This is a genomic window from Clostridium sp. LS, assembly GCF_002760435.1.
In the GTDB taxonomy this organism is placed as follows: domain Bacteria; phylum Bacillota; class Clostridia; order Clostridiales; family Clostridiaceae; genus Clostridium.
Window position 1 is genome coordinate 1 of sequence record NZ_AUUU01000082.1, and the last position, 13,770, is coordinate 13,770.

Sequence of the window (13,770 nt, forward strand, 5' to 3'; positions counted from 1 at the left end):
TCGAACTTAGTTAAATTGCGCATGCAATTTAACCTCCTTTGATGATGGAAAATAGGTTGGCAAATGGACTGGTTATTTATTTGATTGTGCCTAATAACTTGCTCTAATTTAAGTTAACCAGAACTCCATCGTAAGGAGCAGTAATTATTTTTCCAGTACTATCAATTTTACAGTCAGTCCCTTCAATAAGATTTTTATTATTGAACAAATTTAAAATAATAGTTTGAATATTGTTGGCAAACTTGTTTAAATTTTGAAGGACAGTTCCTGTCATAATGCCTTTCTCAATAAGTTCTTTCGCTTGCACGGTTCCATCAAATCCTATAACCATTATTTTTTGAGGGGTGTTTTCAAGATTATAACCATATTCTTGTAAGCCTTTAATTGCACCTATAGCCATCGTATCATCATTTGATATAATTGCCTCTATTTTATTGCCATACTTTAGAAATAAGCTAGCAATAGCGTCTTTAGCTTCATTTTGTTTCCAATTACAAATTTTTAAAGCAAGTTCTTGGGTTGCTATATTATTTTCGTTTGCAGTTTCAATAGATAATTTAGTTCTCGCTACTGCATAAATATTTGTTGGTGTACCTTCTATCATAATATATTGAAGAATGTTATCATTATTTTTATCTATTCCTTTTTTATTATTATTCCATGCATCTACAATAATGCTTCCTTGTAAGATACCGCCATCAGTTGGTGGAGGTCCCATCCAGTAAGATTTTGTATAAGACATAACGCTTTGAATATCAGCATTTCCTAAAAAAATTACTGGAATATTAGATTCTTTAATTCTATTGATTGCATTTTTGCTGTAACTTGCATCTACCATATCCAATATTATAAGATCGACATTCGTATTTGTAAGAGTAGTCTTAAGCTGAGTATTTTGTATATCCTGATTGCCTTTTCCATCATAAAATGTATATTGAATTACACCTGGATTTGCTTGTTCAGTCTTTTTTAATTCTTCCATTATTAATGATACAACTGATAAGTTAAAGTTACTTATCAGCACACTGACATTAATAGGTCCATTACTATTTGCAGAAACAGTACTACTCAAATTTTTATTATAACTTTGTGACATAATTGAAGTTGATATAACAAATAACAAAATAATTGCTGATGCTTTAATTAATTTTTTCATTTCATACTCCTAATATGAACTTTGATTGCAATATTTTTATACAAGATTAAAATATCCTTTTTTTATTATTCGTTTAAATATAAGTTTTATACTCAAAAAACTACCTGCACTTATAAAAAGTGCAGGTAGAAAATTAATCTTCTTTCAGGCTGTTTAGAGATACCTCTTTTGAATTTTTAGGCTGGTTTAGAAAATGTATTTGTGCGGTTTCTGCATTTTCATTTACACTTTCAATGTAGATTGGTGTTCCATTATAAGTTACATTAGCCATAATTGGTGAAGAAGCAATTTCATTTGCACGTTGTTTATCCATAATATATTTCTCCTTTTATCATTTTTTTCAATTAATAGTCTTAGTTATAGTTTAATAAAATATTCACTTTAGACAGAATAAAATTATATGTAAAAGACACCCTATAATTATCAAGATTGTGGAGGTTTAGAAGTGAGAAAATTAAAGAAAATATTTATATTTATTATAGTATCAACAATAACATTTAGCATACTAACAAGTAGTGTTTTAACTAATGCAAATAATATTTTACAACATCCAATGAAGGTGGCTGTATTTTTATTCAGGGCAGATGACCAATACGCTTCAGAACTCAAGAGAAATTTAGAAGATATTCAAAAAGAAAATCAAGGTAAAATTGAATTTACTTTTTTTGACGGCAAAGGAAATCAAGTAATTCAAAACCAAAGTATAGATCAAGCTCTTGATGAAGATTTTGATCTTTTTGTAGTAAATTTAGTCGATGCTAAAATAGAGATTATAAAAAATGTACTTGATAAAATTGTTGAAAAAGATATTCCCTTAATTTTAGATGGAACGCCTTCTAAAGATGTAATAAATTATATTAAGCCTTATAAACGCAATGTAATTATAGGATCAGATAATAAGCAAGCTGGAATGCTTCAAGGAAAAATAATAGTTGATGCATGGAATGCAAATAAGCAGATTGTAGATAAAAATAATGATGATGTGCTTCAATATATAATGCTTCAAGGTAATATTAATCACCCAGGGACAATTAATAGAACAAAATATTCAATTTTAGAAATTAACGATGCAGGCGTAAAAACTCAAGAGCTTGCTTCACAAGTTTGTGACTGGGAGAAGTCATGTGCAAAGACAAGTATAGAATCGTTATTCTTGAAATATGGTAATAAAATAGAAGCAATAATAGCTAATAATGACGCGATGGCAATAGGCGCTATTGAAGCTCTTCAAAAGTACGGATACAATGAAGGAAATAAAGATAAAAATATTTTAGTTGCCGGGGTCGATGCAATACCTGAAGCTAAAGATTTAGCAGATAAGGGAATTATGACTGGTACAGTAATTCAAGATGCTAGGGCGGAGGCTGATAGTATATACTCTATTGGAATGAATTTAATTGCTGGTAAAGCACCTCTGGATGGTACAAATTATACTCTGGATGAAAACGGAGTTTTACGTTTGCCTTATAAAATATATAGCAAGACATCAGAATAAATGGTATTAGTATTTCTAAGGAAGCTTTGAGATCTTGTTGAAATCAAGATCATATAAACTAAAATATGCAGATTTTTAATTTGTTTTTTTATGTTAAAACTTATTTTTAGTTATCATTTGTTAATTACAAAAAGTAAAAGAATATTTAAAATAAAGAAAAGCGAAATATATTTTGTTACTTCAGGATTAATAAGAAATTATTATATTGATATCAATGGAAATGATATAGCTAGATTTTTGCTTCCTGGGAGAAGAGCATGATCCAGCTGAAAGATTAAAATTAAAAAAGGTTTATGTACTGCTGGATATATGACTTGACAAGTATGTTTATTAATGGTAATTATTAATTAGTTATATGACTGACGGAAGTGGAGTAAACCACATGAAGTATAACAATAATAAGCCGACCGTCTGGGCAAAAGTCCAGGTTGTGGGCTTTTTTGTTGTAAAAAGGAGTGTAACAAAAATGAAAGAATTATCATTAAAGTATGGGTGTAACCAAAATCAAAAACCAGCTAGAATTTTTATTGGAGAGGGAGAACTGCCTATAAAAATACTTAATGGAACTCCAGGCTATATTAATTTACTAGATGCATTTAATAGTTGGCAGCTTGTTAAAGAATTAAAAGAAGCTACAGGACTCGCTTCAGCAGCATCTTTTAAACATGTCAGTCCAGCAGGAGCAGCAGTTGCTTTTCCATTAACTGAAGCATTAAAGAAGGTATATTTCGTAGAAGATGATAAATTATCAGATGTTGCTACAGCATATATAAGAGCAAGAGGTGCAGATAGAATGTCCTCTTATGGAGATTTTGTAGCTCTCTCAGATGAGTGCGATGAGCAGACAGCAAAATTATTATCAATTGAAGTCTCAGATGGGATAATAGCTCCAGCATATTCTAAAGAAGCGCTAAAAATTTTGAAAAATAAGCGTAAAGGTAATTATTTGGTAATACAAATTAATGAAAATTATGTTCCAAAAGAAATAGAAAGAAAAGATGTTTTGGGAGTTACTTTTGAACAAAAGCGAAATGATATTAAAATAGATGATAGTATATTTAAAAATATATCAACAAAAAACAAAACAATTCCAAGCAATGCTAAGATAGACTTAATTATATCTTTGATTACTCTAAAATATACACAATCTAATTCAGTGTGTTATGTAAAAAATGGGCAAGTGATTGGTATTGGTGCGGGACAGCAATCTAGAATTCATTGCACCAGATTAGCAGGAAGTAAAGCTGATACATGGTTTTTAAGACAAAATCCTAAGGTCATGAATCTTCCTTTCAAGAAAAACATCAAAAGAGCAGATAGAGACAATGCAATAGATATTTATATTTTAGATGATTATATGGATATATTATGTGATGAGGTATGGGGAAATATATTTACTGAAAAACCAAGTGTATTTACAAAGGAAGAAAAGAAAATTTGGCTCGATAATTTGAAAGATGTATCTCTAGGATCAGATGCATTTTTTCCATTTGGAGATAATATAGAACGTGCAGTAAAAAGTGGAGTATCTTACGTAGCTCAAACTGGTGGATCCATAAGAGATGACAATGTAATTGAAACTTGTGATAAATACGGTATTGTTATGGTTTTTACCGGAATACGTTTATTCCATCACTAAAAATTATTAAGTCAAAACAATATAGTACAATAATCCTATATGAAAACTTGTATTTTTTTTTGAAATCATATTGACAATTAGATAAATGGATAATATTATATAAATTATAATATTAAGATATCTTTATTAAAAAATTTTTAGTTGACTGGAAAACTAGAGGCTAAGTACCTATTTTACTATAAGTAGGCACTTAGCCTTTTCTATTTTTAGGAGGAATTAAATTTGAAGAATAAAAATATAAAAAAAATAATCGTTTCTTTTATGTTATTTATAACTACATCATTAACAATAATTGGCCTAGGATATTATAAAAATTCATTATCAAAAGAAACTGCAGCTTTTAACTTGAAATTAAATGATAAGAAAGTTAATACCATTATTTATGATGTTGCAAATGAAGGAATACCAAAGAGAATAGTACAACCAGGCAAAATTACTGTATCAACTGGTCATGGAGTAGGAATAATAAACGATACTAACAAAACGATTTTAGTCCAAGTAAAAGCTCAGAATTTTGCGTGTGATGTTGATATAGATTCAACAGACAAATCTTTTGATAAGGAAAGTGGAACATTTACAAAACCAATCCAAACAGGAAAAGGAGTAAATCTTAATATTACTTTTAATATTCCTAGAAAGAATATTGGAGATAAATCAGTTTCTAGTGGAGAGATTGTTTTTTCTGAAATAAATACTGGAGAATTAATTAACAGCGTTCCAATTGAAATAATTAATTCTAAATAAAAAATAAAAAATTGGGGGATATAGTTGGATGAAAGAATCAAAGAAATATTTAATAAAGAGAGCTTTAGGATACTTATTAGGGTTCGCACTATTTTATGCACCTTTTGCATTAATTCAAAAAATTCTAATTGGTGTTTTTCACCTTTCTGGTAATGAAGATATACATGGAGCATGTTTTAGAATGGGAATACAAGGCTTGCTTTCAGGAAAAGGTATTAATTTATTAACTACAACAGGTGTAATAATATTATTTTTAATTATATCAGCATTTTTAATTGGACCATTTTTTTGTGGACGGTTATGCGTTGCAGGTGCAGTTAGTGAATATTTAAGTAGAATTACACCTAAGAGAATACAAATTAATTGGCAGAAAAATATAAATCCAACACCTATTCGCTACGGTGTTTTAGTAGGATTTGTGCTATCTCCTATTTTAGGTGCATCAGTATTATGTGCTTATTGTAATTATTCATTAATGGAAAAGCTAGTTTTAGGAATAAATTTATGGGATTTAACTGTATTAAGTTCAACTAGCATCATAACAGGATTCATTTGGCTCATAGTTTTAGGGGCTTTTGCGAAAGGTGGAAGAGGCTATTGTAGTTACTTTTGTCCTATAGGTGCAGTTCAAAGTATTCTTCATTTTTTTGGAGGAAAGTTACAATTCACTTATAAGTTAAAGTATTCAAAAGAAAATTGCGTATCTTGTAATCTATGTATAAAGGATTGTCCAATGGGAGCATTGCAAAGAGAAGAAGACACCCTAATTTATAATATTCATAATTGTATAACATGTCATCAATGTGAACATACATGTCCAAAGGGAGCTATAACTTTTGGGAAAGGCGAATCTGGATGGAATGAGAATAAAAGTGAAAGGTCACATGGATTTGACTTAGGAGGAAATAATGCATGAAAAAATTAAAATCTATATTAATTGGAGCAAGTGCTGCTGCAATAAGTATTATTCCTTCAGCTGCCCAAATTATTAAACCAGAGAGATGTTCAGGATCTTGTGGAAATTGCGGATTTTCTTGCATAGGTTCAGTTACGACTATTGCTTTAATAGGGATTTTAACCTTAGTTTTAAAAAAAATAAAGGAAAAGTGCAACTGGCTGAATAATTTATTTAGAAAAAAAGATAGAAAGAATTAGCTTGGGTATATTATTAATTTTAGTAGCAGATATTGTCATGAATTAAAATTAAAAAACTATAGATGAGTCTAAACTTAAATAAACCCATCTATAGTCATTAAATAAAGAAATTAACAGTCCAACTAACATCAATATCGATACTTTACATTTAATTATAATCTTTACACTATAATTAAACAGCACACTACCTATAGTGATATTTTGTTTAATTATACAAGATACTTACTTAATCATATGTAGCCAAGGTTGCATATGATTGTTACACCACCCAATATAATTTTCGCTTCACCCTATAAATGGAGTAAGAGATACTTTATACAAAATGTTAATTCATTATATAAAGAATTTTCCTCAACTTTATAGGATGTCATCACCTTAAAATAAATCTTTTGACTTATATTAAAGCCTTGATGAAATATATATTCTCTTAAGAATATATTATACTTTAACTGTTAATTTCTTTATGCTATTATGATATCCCAAATAAAGTGATTAATACAAAGAAAGTTATAGCAATATTTCATAGTTTTTCACATAAAACTAAATGTATTTTATATTTCAAAATTGAAATAATAAGTTAAAATAAATGGTAATTTAGGATTGTATTAAAACTTCATATTTTTCATTAATTAATGCGTTTACTGCATTATCTACATCCTTGTCTTTAACAAGTATATAGTCGGTATCATAAGTAGAAATAGCGAATATACTTATTTCATTTTCTGCTAATATTGAGCTGATCTTAGAAAGTATGCCTATCAGAGAAAAATCTAAAGGTCCTTCAACTTTTAAAATTCTCCAGTCTTTTTCATGCTTCACATCATTAGGAATATTTGATTCTAGGCAAACTATTGATAATTCATCCCATGTTTTTGTAATAGATAAGAAATCACTTTCTTTTGACCATTCTGGAATAGATGCTGTTTTATCTAATCTGCAGACTCCATATTTTTCTTTTAATAATCTCAATGATAAAATTTTTGTTGACATAATTTATATTCATCCTTTCACCAAGTAAATATTAAGTAACCAGTGTCTTTTATTTTATTGAAATAAATAAAAAAGCCTATGGGAATATTAAAATAATAACTCCCAGGCTTTTATCCTTCCGTGTACACACAATATAGTGTGCGTTTTCTCTTGGACCGAACCAGAAATTAGCAAATTCTGTGGAACCCTAGAAAACTGTATATTTAATTCTTTATGCAATAATTTACTTAAAACTTGTGCTTAAATATTAGCATAAAGGTAATTATAAATCAACATTAATATGGATTTTTATGTGAAAAATCATAATATTAAATTTAACATATAGTTATTATTTTAATAACAATAAAATGATAATGTCTATATAAGGATATTAATGAAATTATGTGAAAATAATATATGAAAAGGTATAAATATTAAGTATTTTGTGATAATATAAGATGTATTCGTATTCAAAGCGAAAATTCTACATTTTTCTTTAAAATATATAATTATTACAATATTGCTTTTATAGGTATCATTGCTATACAATAATTTTCGTATGATAATATAGGGGGAAAATAAATGCTTACAAAGTTTTTAGATGTTTTATTAGGAGAACCTTTAGCTAATGAGCAAGGCAGTCATGAAAAGTATAATATTCCTTTCGGACTTGCAATTATGGCCAGTGATGCAATATCATCCGTAGCCTATGCTGCTCAAGAAATCCTTTTTGTTTTAATAGTTCTAGGTGTAGCAGCTTATCAATGGCTAACTTGGACTTCTTTTATGATTATAGGACTATTAGTAATATTGACAATTTCTTATATTCAAATTATTAGAGCTTATCCTCAGGGAGGAGGAGCATATAAGGTAGCAAGAGAAAATATAAGTAGCAAAGCAGGTTTAGTTGCTGGTGCGGGACTAATAATTGACTATTTGCTTACAGTTGCCGTTAGTGCCAGCGCTGGCGCAGATGCTATTATTTCAGCATTTAGCAGTTTAGCCAACTATAAAGTTACCTTTGTTTTAATAATAATAATTGTTCTGACTATTTTGAATTTAAGAGGTATAAGTGAATCCTCAAAGATTTTTGCTATACCAACTTATATTTTTATAATAAGTATGATTTTTATGATAATTTATGGATTGTTTAAGTATCTAGTTTTAAATATTCACCCTTCAGCGCCTATGATTCCTATTCCGCCTGCAGTTGGAAGTTTATCGGTATTCCTTATTTTAAGAGCTTTTTCTTCTGGTTGTTCAGCCTTAACTGGTTTAGAATCAGTAAGTAATTCTGTGCCTAATTTTAAAGAACCAAGTACTAAAAATGCAAAGATTGTTATGGTTTTACTTGGATTCCTAATATTTTTTATTTTTGGAGGGACTTCAGTACTTGCTATATTCTATACAGCTGTACCAATGGAGAATGGTCCTACAGTTATATCACAAATAGCTACAGCTATTTTTGGCAATGGAGTAATGTATTATATAATACAGTTTAGTACTGCCATTATCTTACTTATGGCATGTAATACAGCGTATACAGGATTCCCAATGCTTATGTACATAGTTGGAAAAGACGGTTATGCTCCTAGACAATTTACTATTAGAGGTAAAAGACTTAGCTTTTCTTTTGGAATTGTAGCATTATCATGTGTTGCCTGTTCCCTAGTAGTTATATTTGGAGCAGATACTCACAGATTAATTCCATTATATGCAATAGGTGTTTTCACATCCTTTACTTTAGGACAATATGGAATGGTAAATCATTGGAGAAAAGACAAAGAAAAAGGCTGGGTGAAACGTGCTATTATTAATGGATGTGGTGCTATAGTTTCATTTATAACAACAATAATAATTTTAGTAGAGAAATTTAGTGACGGTGCATTCATTGTTGCAATTTTAATTCCTATTATAATTTTAGTTCAGCTAAAAATAAAAAAACACTATGATAAAGTTGCTTGTGGATTAAGTATTAGTCAGTTAAATTTAAAAAAGGTAGATTTAAGAAAGAAATATACTCATATTGTAGTGGTTCCAATTGCCAGTTTAAATAAGGCTACTATAGGTGCACTTCAATATGCACAAAGTATAAGTGAGAATGTTATAGCTCTTAATATTTCACCAGATGCAGATGCAATGGAGAAACTAAAACAAAGATGGAGTGAACTGGACACAGATATACTGCTTGTTGCAAAATATTCTCCGTTTAGAGCAGTAGTTACTCCGCTTCTAAAAAATATAGAACTTATTGCCAAATCAGCAGCTAAGGATGAAAAAATAACGGTAATTGTGCCTCAATTTGTTACACATGAACGTTTTGGAGAAGTTTTACATAATCATACAAGTTTCTTTATTCGAGAAACTTTATTGAAGAACAATAATATAGTTGTATCTACTTTCCCTTATCATTTAATAGATGAAGAAAGTCGTGAATAAATAATTAGTATATTAACTTTTAGATATTATAAAATTTAAAGATTGATTGACGTGCATATTGGTTTAAAGCCTGTATAGCACGTTTTTTATTATTATCGAGGTAAAATAATGGGAAAATGTTTTTAAAATGTTTTCTTACGCACTATTAAAATAAAAGCAAATCAGAATATTACATAATATTTGGAATTAAGCTCTTGCATTTACAATATTTATAAAATATAATATGATAAAATACTAAACAACTAGTAATAGAATACGATAAATAAATAATATATTATAACTGAAATGGAAATTTAGCTTGAAGAATATATCGATGATATTAATGAAGGGAGAATTTTAATGAAATTAAATTATGGACAATTATCAGAGTGCGATTTCATTTTGAATAATTGGATAAAAGAAAAATGTGATTGTATGGATTTATTGGTGGTAAATAATGTGCCAATTTTAGCTGATGACTGTTTAGCTATATTACAAGGGTCTATAGCTGATATCGAAAATTTTACCGATAAATTAATTGTCACAACTACAGATAATAAGACATATGTTTTGGAATTATTTAACGAAATTAGTTAACATGCTTCATTAAAATTTATTTTGCAATTTAATGATATTTTACTTAAAAATAGGCTATAGGCTGAATTTCTTTTTAACGATTTAAATCCCCTAAGTAAGTCAGTTTAGGGGCATTATATTATTAGAGGGATACTTAGGCAATTTTTAATGACAAGAATGAGTTAAATAAAAGATGCGAATGCACTAAGATAAACTTAGCACATTCGCACTTATTTATTTTTTATAGTCCTTGTTCGTAACTTTCTATCATTCTTTTTACCATTTCTCCGCCAACGCTACCATTTTGTCTAGAAGAAAGGTTTCCTTTGTCGATGCTTTCATAGTTGTTTAATCCAATTTCTGAAGCAACCTCAGTTTTTAATCTGTTTAATCCTTGCTTTGCTTCTGGTACTAAAGTTCTATTACTTCCGCTGTTTCTTGAAGCCATGTTCATCTACCTCCCTTAAATTAGAAAATTTATTTTCCTTGGCAGTAATATATTAACCACCATTCAAAAAAATAATCTATAAAAATGTTAACAAAGGTAGAATTGTATGGGTTTATTAGTTGACCTTAGGCATATTGTAAGCCATATGCATATGAATTAGTCATACCAATTCTTTATAACATCAGCAGTTTTTTCACTAGGATAATATCTTTTGTCAGCGCTGGTTTCACCTATAGCAAATACCGAGAAACCAAGGTTCCAAGGTTCGTCTTTAAATTCTTTTTTATATGCTTCAAAGCAGTTTGCTTGTTCTTCATCATTTATATTATCAGAAATCAGAGGATTATATGGCTGAACTGAAGCTTTATTAGTTCTTGGAAAACCTAATTCACCAAAGAAAATTGGTTTGTTCCATTTATCATAAAAGTTTTTTATTTCTTGTTTTACATTTTGTTTTCTATTATATATTTGTGTATTCTCTATGGCGCTTACTAAATTATCTACAGTATTTGTTTCATTTTCAGTAAGTTCAAAATAAGCTGCAATTGAAATAAAATCTACTTTTGAGAAAACATTATTATTTAATTTAGTGTAATATTTATCAGTAAATTCAGGTGAAAAACTTTGTGCTGTAACCCAAAAATTCGTTCTGTAAGTTACTAAACCTTTATAACGTGCTTTAACATAATCCACCATATCACACATTTTATCTTCATTGTTTTCCATATGTACAAAGCTGGTTCCAATATTAAATGCATCAACATGATATGGTACTGCAATATCTTTTATTAAATTACCTAGAACATTATTAGTCCAGTTGCTAAAAAACTCATCTATATTGTCTGGACTCCATGCCGTTTCTCCAATGCTTCCATTTTCTATCCAAGGATAAGGCTCAAGTATTATGTTAATTTTTTTTCCACGTAATTTTTTAAATAGTTCTATAGCGCGTTCTTCACTTCCTTTATCTATTGTCATATTACTTGAAGTTCTGCTTTCAATATTTATTACAATTGGAACATTTAAAGTATTTAGTTTAAGAGTATTTATATCGTTGAGAACTTGATCAATATTATAATCAGTAGATAAATTTCCTGATTTAATTTTTGTTTCAAATTTTGAATTTAGGGTTTTTCCTTCGAATTTGTTTATCATATTATTAATGTAACCCCTAGAATCAACATTAATATTATATGTATAATAGATAATAGAGAATATACATATAATAAAAAACGTAATAATTATTCTTTGTTTTGTCATTTTATCCCCCTAGTAAATTAGACTATATTGTTTAAATCAAATAAATTGTCTCCTAATATTACATTATAACTCAATTTCTACTTTTTATAACTTTATATACAGAAATTTATGATTATTATAACATAAATTAGATTTACTAATGCAGCATTTTTAAAATGTGATATAATAGTATATTATTTAAGGGTGGCAACATGGAAGGAGTTAGATTTATGTCAAAACTTACAAATAGTATTATAACGGCAATAAAATATTTATTGCTAATAGTGGTGTTTTCCGGGCTAATTTATATGTTTATAACATATTCCATTAACAATATTTAGCATAAGTTCTTAAGTGTTTTACATAGGTTCATGAAAATGATTTTTAATTGTACAAAAGTTTGGATTTATTGATATTATGTATGGAAGTTAGTTCGAACAAACACTGATTGGAAGCAGGTATATGTTGTTTAAGCTTCCAATTGGTGCTTATTGATAATATTATCATTAATGTTGTAAACAGTTTACAACTTATGAGCATAAACATGTATCTTAAATCAACTATTACACACTAAAGTTGATTTAAAAGTGATTATAGAATATGACTTGTGAAAGTTCTTTTCTGTCTGTATGACGTGGATTTGGTTTCGCATCTTTACTTGGATATCCCAATGGGAAAATGCATATTGGTTCAAAATTTTCTGGTATATTAAATGCATTACGCGCAGCATCTGGATTAAAATGTCCTACCCAAGTTGTGCCTAGTCCAAGTTCAGCAGCTTGTAACATCATATGGGTAGCAACAATACTTCCATCTATATCAGTATGAACCTTTCCATCATAAGTCCGCTTCCAGGCTTCGTCCTTATCAGCACATACAAGTAATGCCATAGGTGCATCAAAATGATAAATAGTGCAATCTTTCAATTTAGCTAGTGCCTCATCACTTTCAATTACTAAAATTCTTTGAGGTTGACGATTTGCAGCCGTGGGTGATAACTGAGCAGCTTTCAAAATTAAATCTAATTTTTCTTTTTCAACCTTTCTATCATCAAAATTTCTTAATGAATATCTTTCCTTAGATAGTTCTGTAAAATCCATAAAATTATTTCCTTCCGCAATTAAATTTTCTTCTTCGATTTAAAAATGCATATAATGCTGCATGAACTATAGACCGAAACAAGTTTATAAGAATCAGCATTATTATATTTTTATTATACTGAGTTCTTTAGAAAATGGAAGTATGCACTTTTTCGTAACTTACTTACCATTAGTATACTGTAATTAAAATTAAATTACTTATATATGTAAAATAATGCAGGTAATACAGCAAACCCAATAAGATGAAATGTATTTATGATAATATACAATATAATAGCGCAGTTAATAAGAAAATTTGATTGTTTTAGTTGATTATTTGTTGCTTTTTTCATCCTTAAATATATAAATATAAAAAGAATAGCAGGAAATATAACCTTTAATATGATACCCCAAATAGGATTTTGTACTGCTCTTATCATTAAAATATTTGCTTCTATGTACAAATTAGTACTCAAAAGCAAAAGAGTAAAAAAAATATCTAATACATTAAGCAGATAAAGTATTATAAATTTATATTTTATATTTTCAAGAGAATAGTTTTTTATAAAAGATATCATTTTAAACACCTCTATCTAGAAATTATTGACTGATAATATTTAAATAAACAAAATAAGAGTAAGTATACTGACAATATGGGATCTTTTTATGAGAAGTGAAAGTAGATTTATTTTAATGATATATTTTAGTATGAATAGAGCCAAAAGATGATTAAAATTAAATTTTTTATAAGAATATATTCTACACACTCAAAATAATAGAAATAAAATAAGGTATAGATAAACAACATGTAAACTAGACTTATGTGGTAGCTTACCGAAAGAATAAATATTT

The 13,770-nt window shown here is 28.4% G+C and carries 14 protein-coding genes and 2 riboswitches; of the genes, 7 read left to right on the forward strand and 7 right to left on the reverse strand.

Annotated features, from left to right (window positions below):
* Positions 1-103 precede the first annotated feature (103 nt).
* Together COL3_RS18085 and COL3_RS18090 are read right to left on the reverse strand one after the other, a co-directional pair.
* Positions 104-1,156, reverse strand: coding sequence for a galactose ABC transporter substrate-binding protein (locus tag COL3_RS18085; protein ID WP_008419623.1), 1,053 nt, complete (start codon positions 1,154-1,156; stop codon positions 104-106).
* A gap of 133 nt (positions 1,157-1,289) precedes the next feature.
* Positions 1,290-1,469: an H-type small acid-soluble spore protein gene (locus COL3_RS18090; RefSeq protein ID WP_008419625.1), complete on the reverse strand. Its 180-nt coding sequence runs from the start codon at positions 1,467-1,469 to the stop codon at positions 1,290-1,292.
* A 132-nt stretch (positions 1,470-1,601) separates the two neighbouring features.
* Here COL3_RS18090 and COL3_RS18095 point away from each other — a divergent pair, with 132 nt between their 5' ends.
* From COL3_RS18095 to COL3_RS18115, 5 genes are all read left to right on the forward strand, one after another.
* Positions 1,602-2,651 carry a galactose ABC transporter substrate-binding protein gene (locus COL3_RS18095; protein WP_008419627.1) on the forward strand — a complete coding sequence of 350 codons (1,050 nt, stop codon included), beginning with the start codon at positions 1,602-1,604 and terminating at the stop codon, positions 2,649-2,651.
* A 345-nt stretch (positions 2,652-2,996) separates the two neighbouring features.
* Positions 2,997-3,075, forward strand: a riboswitch (ZMP/ZTP riboswitch).
* A gap of 42 nt (positions 3,076-3,117) precedes the next feature.
* Complete coding sequence (locus COL3_RS18100; RefSeq protein ID WP_035282472.1) at positions 3,118-4,290, forward strand: phosphoribosylaminoimidazolecarboxamide formyltransferase; 1,173 nt, start codon at positions 3,118-3,120, stop codon at positions 4,288-4,290.
* A 222-nt stretch (positions 4,291-4,512) separates the two neighbouring features.
* Complete coding sequence (locus COL3_RS18105) at positions 4,513-5,034, forward strand: hypothetical protein (protein WP_008419632.1); 522 nt, start codon at positions 4,513-4,515, stop codon at positions 5,032-5,034.
* A gap of 28 nt (positions 5,035-5,062) precedes the next feature.
* Complete coding sequence (locus tag COL3_RS18110) at positions 5,063-5,950, forward strand: 4Fe-4S binding protein (RefSeq protein ID WP_008419634.1); 888 nt, start codon at positions 5,063-5,065, stop codon at positions 5,948-5,950.
* Entirely contained in the window at positions 5,947-6,189 is a 243-nt protein-coding gene (locus tag COL3_RS18115) for a hypothetical protein (RefSeq protein ID WP_008419636.1), read from the forward strand. The genes COL3_RS18110 and COL3_RS18115 overlap by 4 nt, the downstream gene beginning before the upstream one ends.
* 594 nt (positions 6,190-6,783) lie before the next feature.
* Here the strand turns inward: COL3_RS18115 and COL3_RS18120 are convergent.
* The gene (locus tag COL3_RS18120) at positions 6,784-7,179 is read right to left on the reverse strand and encodes an ACT domain-containing protein (protein WP_008419638.1); all 396 of its coding nucleotides are present in this window, start codon (positions 7,177-7,179) and stop codon (positions 6,784-6,786) included.
* Between the two features lie 97 nt (positions 7,180-7,276).
* Positions 7,277-7,381, reverse strand: a riboswitch (guanidine-I (ykkC/yxkD leader).
* 359 nt (positions 7,382-7,740) lie between these two features.
* Here COL3_RS18120 and COL3_RS18125 point away from each other — a divergent pair.
* Together COL3_RS18125 and COL3_RS18130 are read left to right on the forward strand one after the other, a co-directional pair.
* Positions 7,741-9,597, forward strand: a complete 1,857-nt coding sequence (locus COL3_RS18125; protein WP_008419640.1) for an APC family permease — start codon at positions 7,741-7,743, stop codon at positions 9,595-9,597.
* A 339-nt stretch (positions 9,598-9,936) separates the two neighbouring features.
* A complete protein-coding gene (locus tag COL3_RS18130; RefSeq protein ID WP_008419643.1) occupies positions 9,937-10,173 on the forward strand; it encodes a hypothetical protein in 237 nt (78 codons plus the stop codon).
* Positions 10,174-10,393: 220 nt separating this feature from the next.
* On the opposite strand, the gene COL3_RS18135 is transcribed toward COL3_RS18130, so the two are convergent.
* The 4 genes from COL3_RS18135 to COL3_RS29370 form a co-directional block, all read right to left on the reverse strand.
* On the reverse strand, positions 10,394-10,600 hold the full coding sequence (locus tag COL3_RS18135) for an alpha/beta-type small acid-soluble spore protein (protein WP_099716680.1): 207 nt from the start codon (positions 10,598-10,600) through the stop codon (positions 10,394-10,396).
* 156 nt (positions 10,601-10,756) lie between these two features.
* On the reverse strand, positions 10,757-11,860 hold the full coding sequence (locus COL3_RS18140; RefSeq protein WP_008419661.1) for a hypothetical protein: 1,104 nt from the start codon (positions 11,858-11,860) through the stop codon (positions 10,757-10,759).
* Positions 11,861-12,420: 560 nt separating this feature from the next.
* On the reverse strand, positions 12,421-12,939 hold the full coding sequence (locus tag COL3_RS18145; RefSeq protein WP_008419663.1) for a nitroreductase family protein: 519 nt from the start codon (positions 12,937-12,939) through the stop codon (positions 12,421-12,423).
* 194 nt (positions 12,940-13,133) lie between these two features.
* Positions 13,134-13,496, reverse strand: coding sequence for a DUF5658 family protein (locus tag COL3_RS29370; RefSeq protein ID WP_008419664.1), 363 nt, complete (start codon positions 13,494-13,496; stop codon positions 13,134-13,136).
* Between the last annotated feature and the right edge of the window lie 274 nt (positions 13,497-13,770).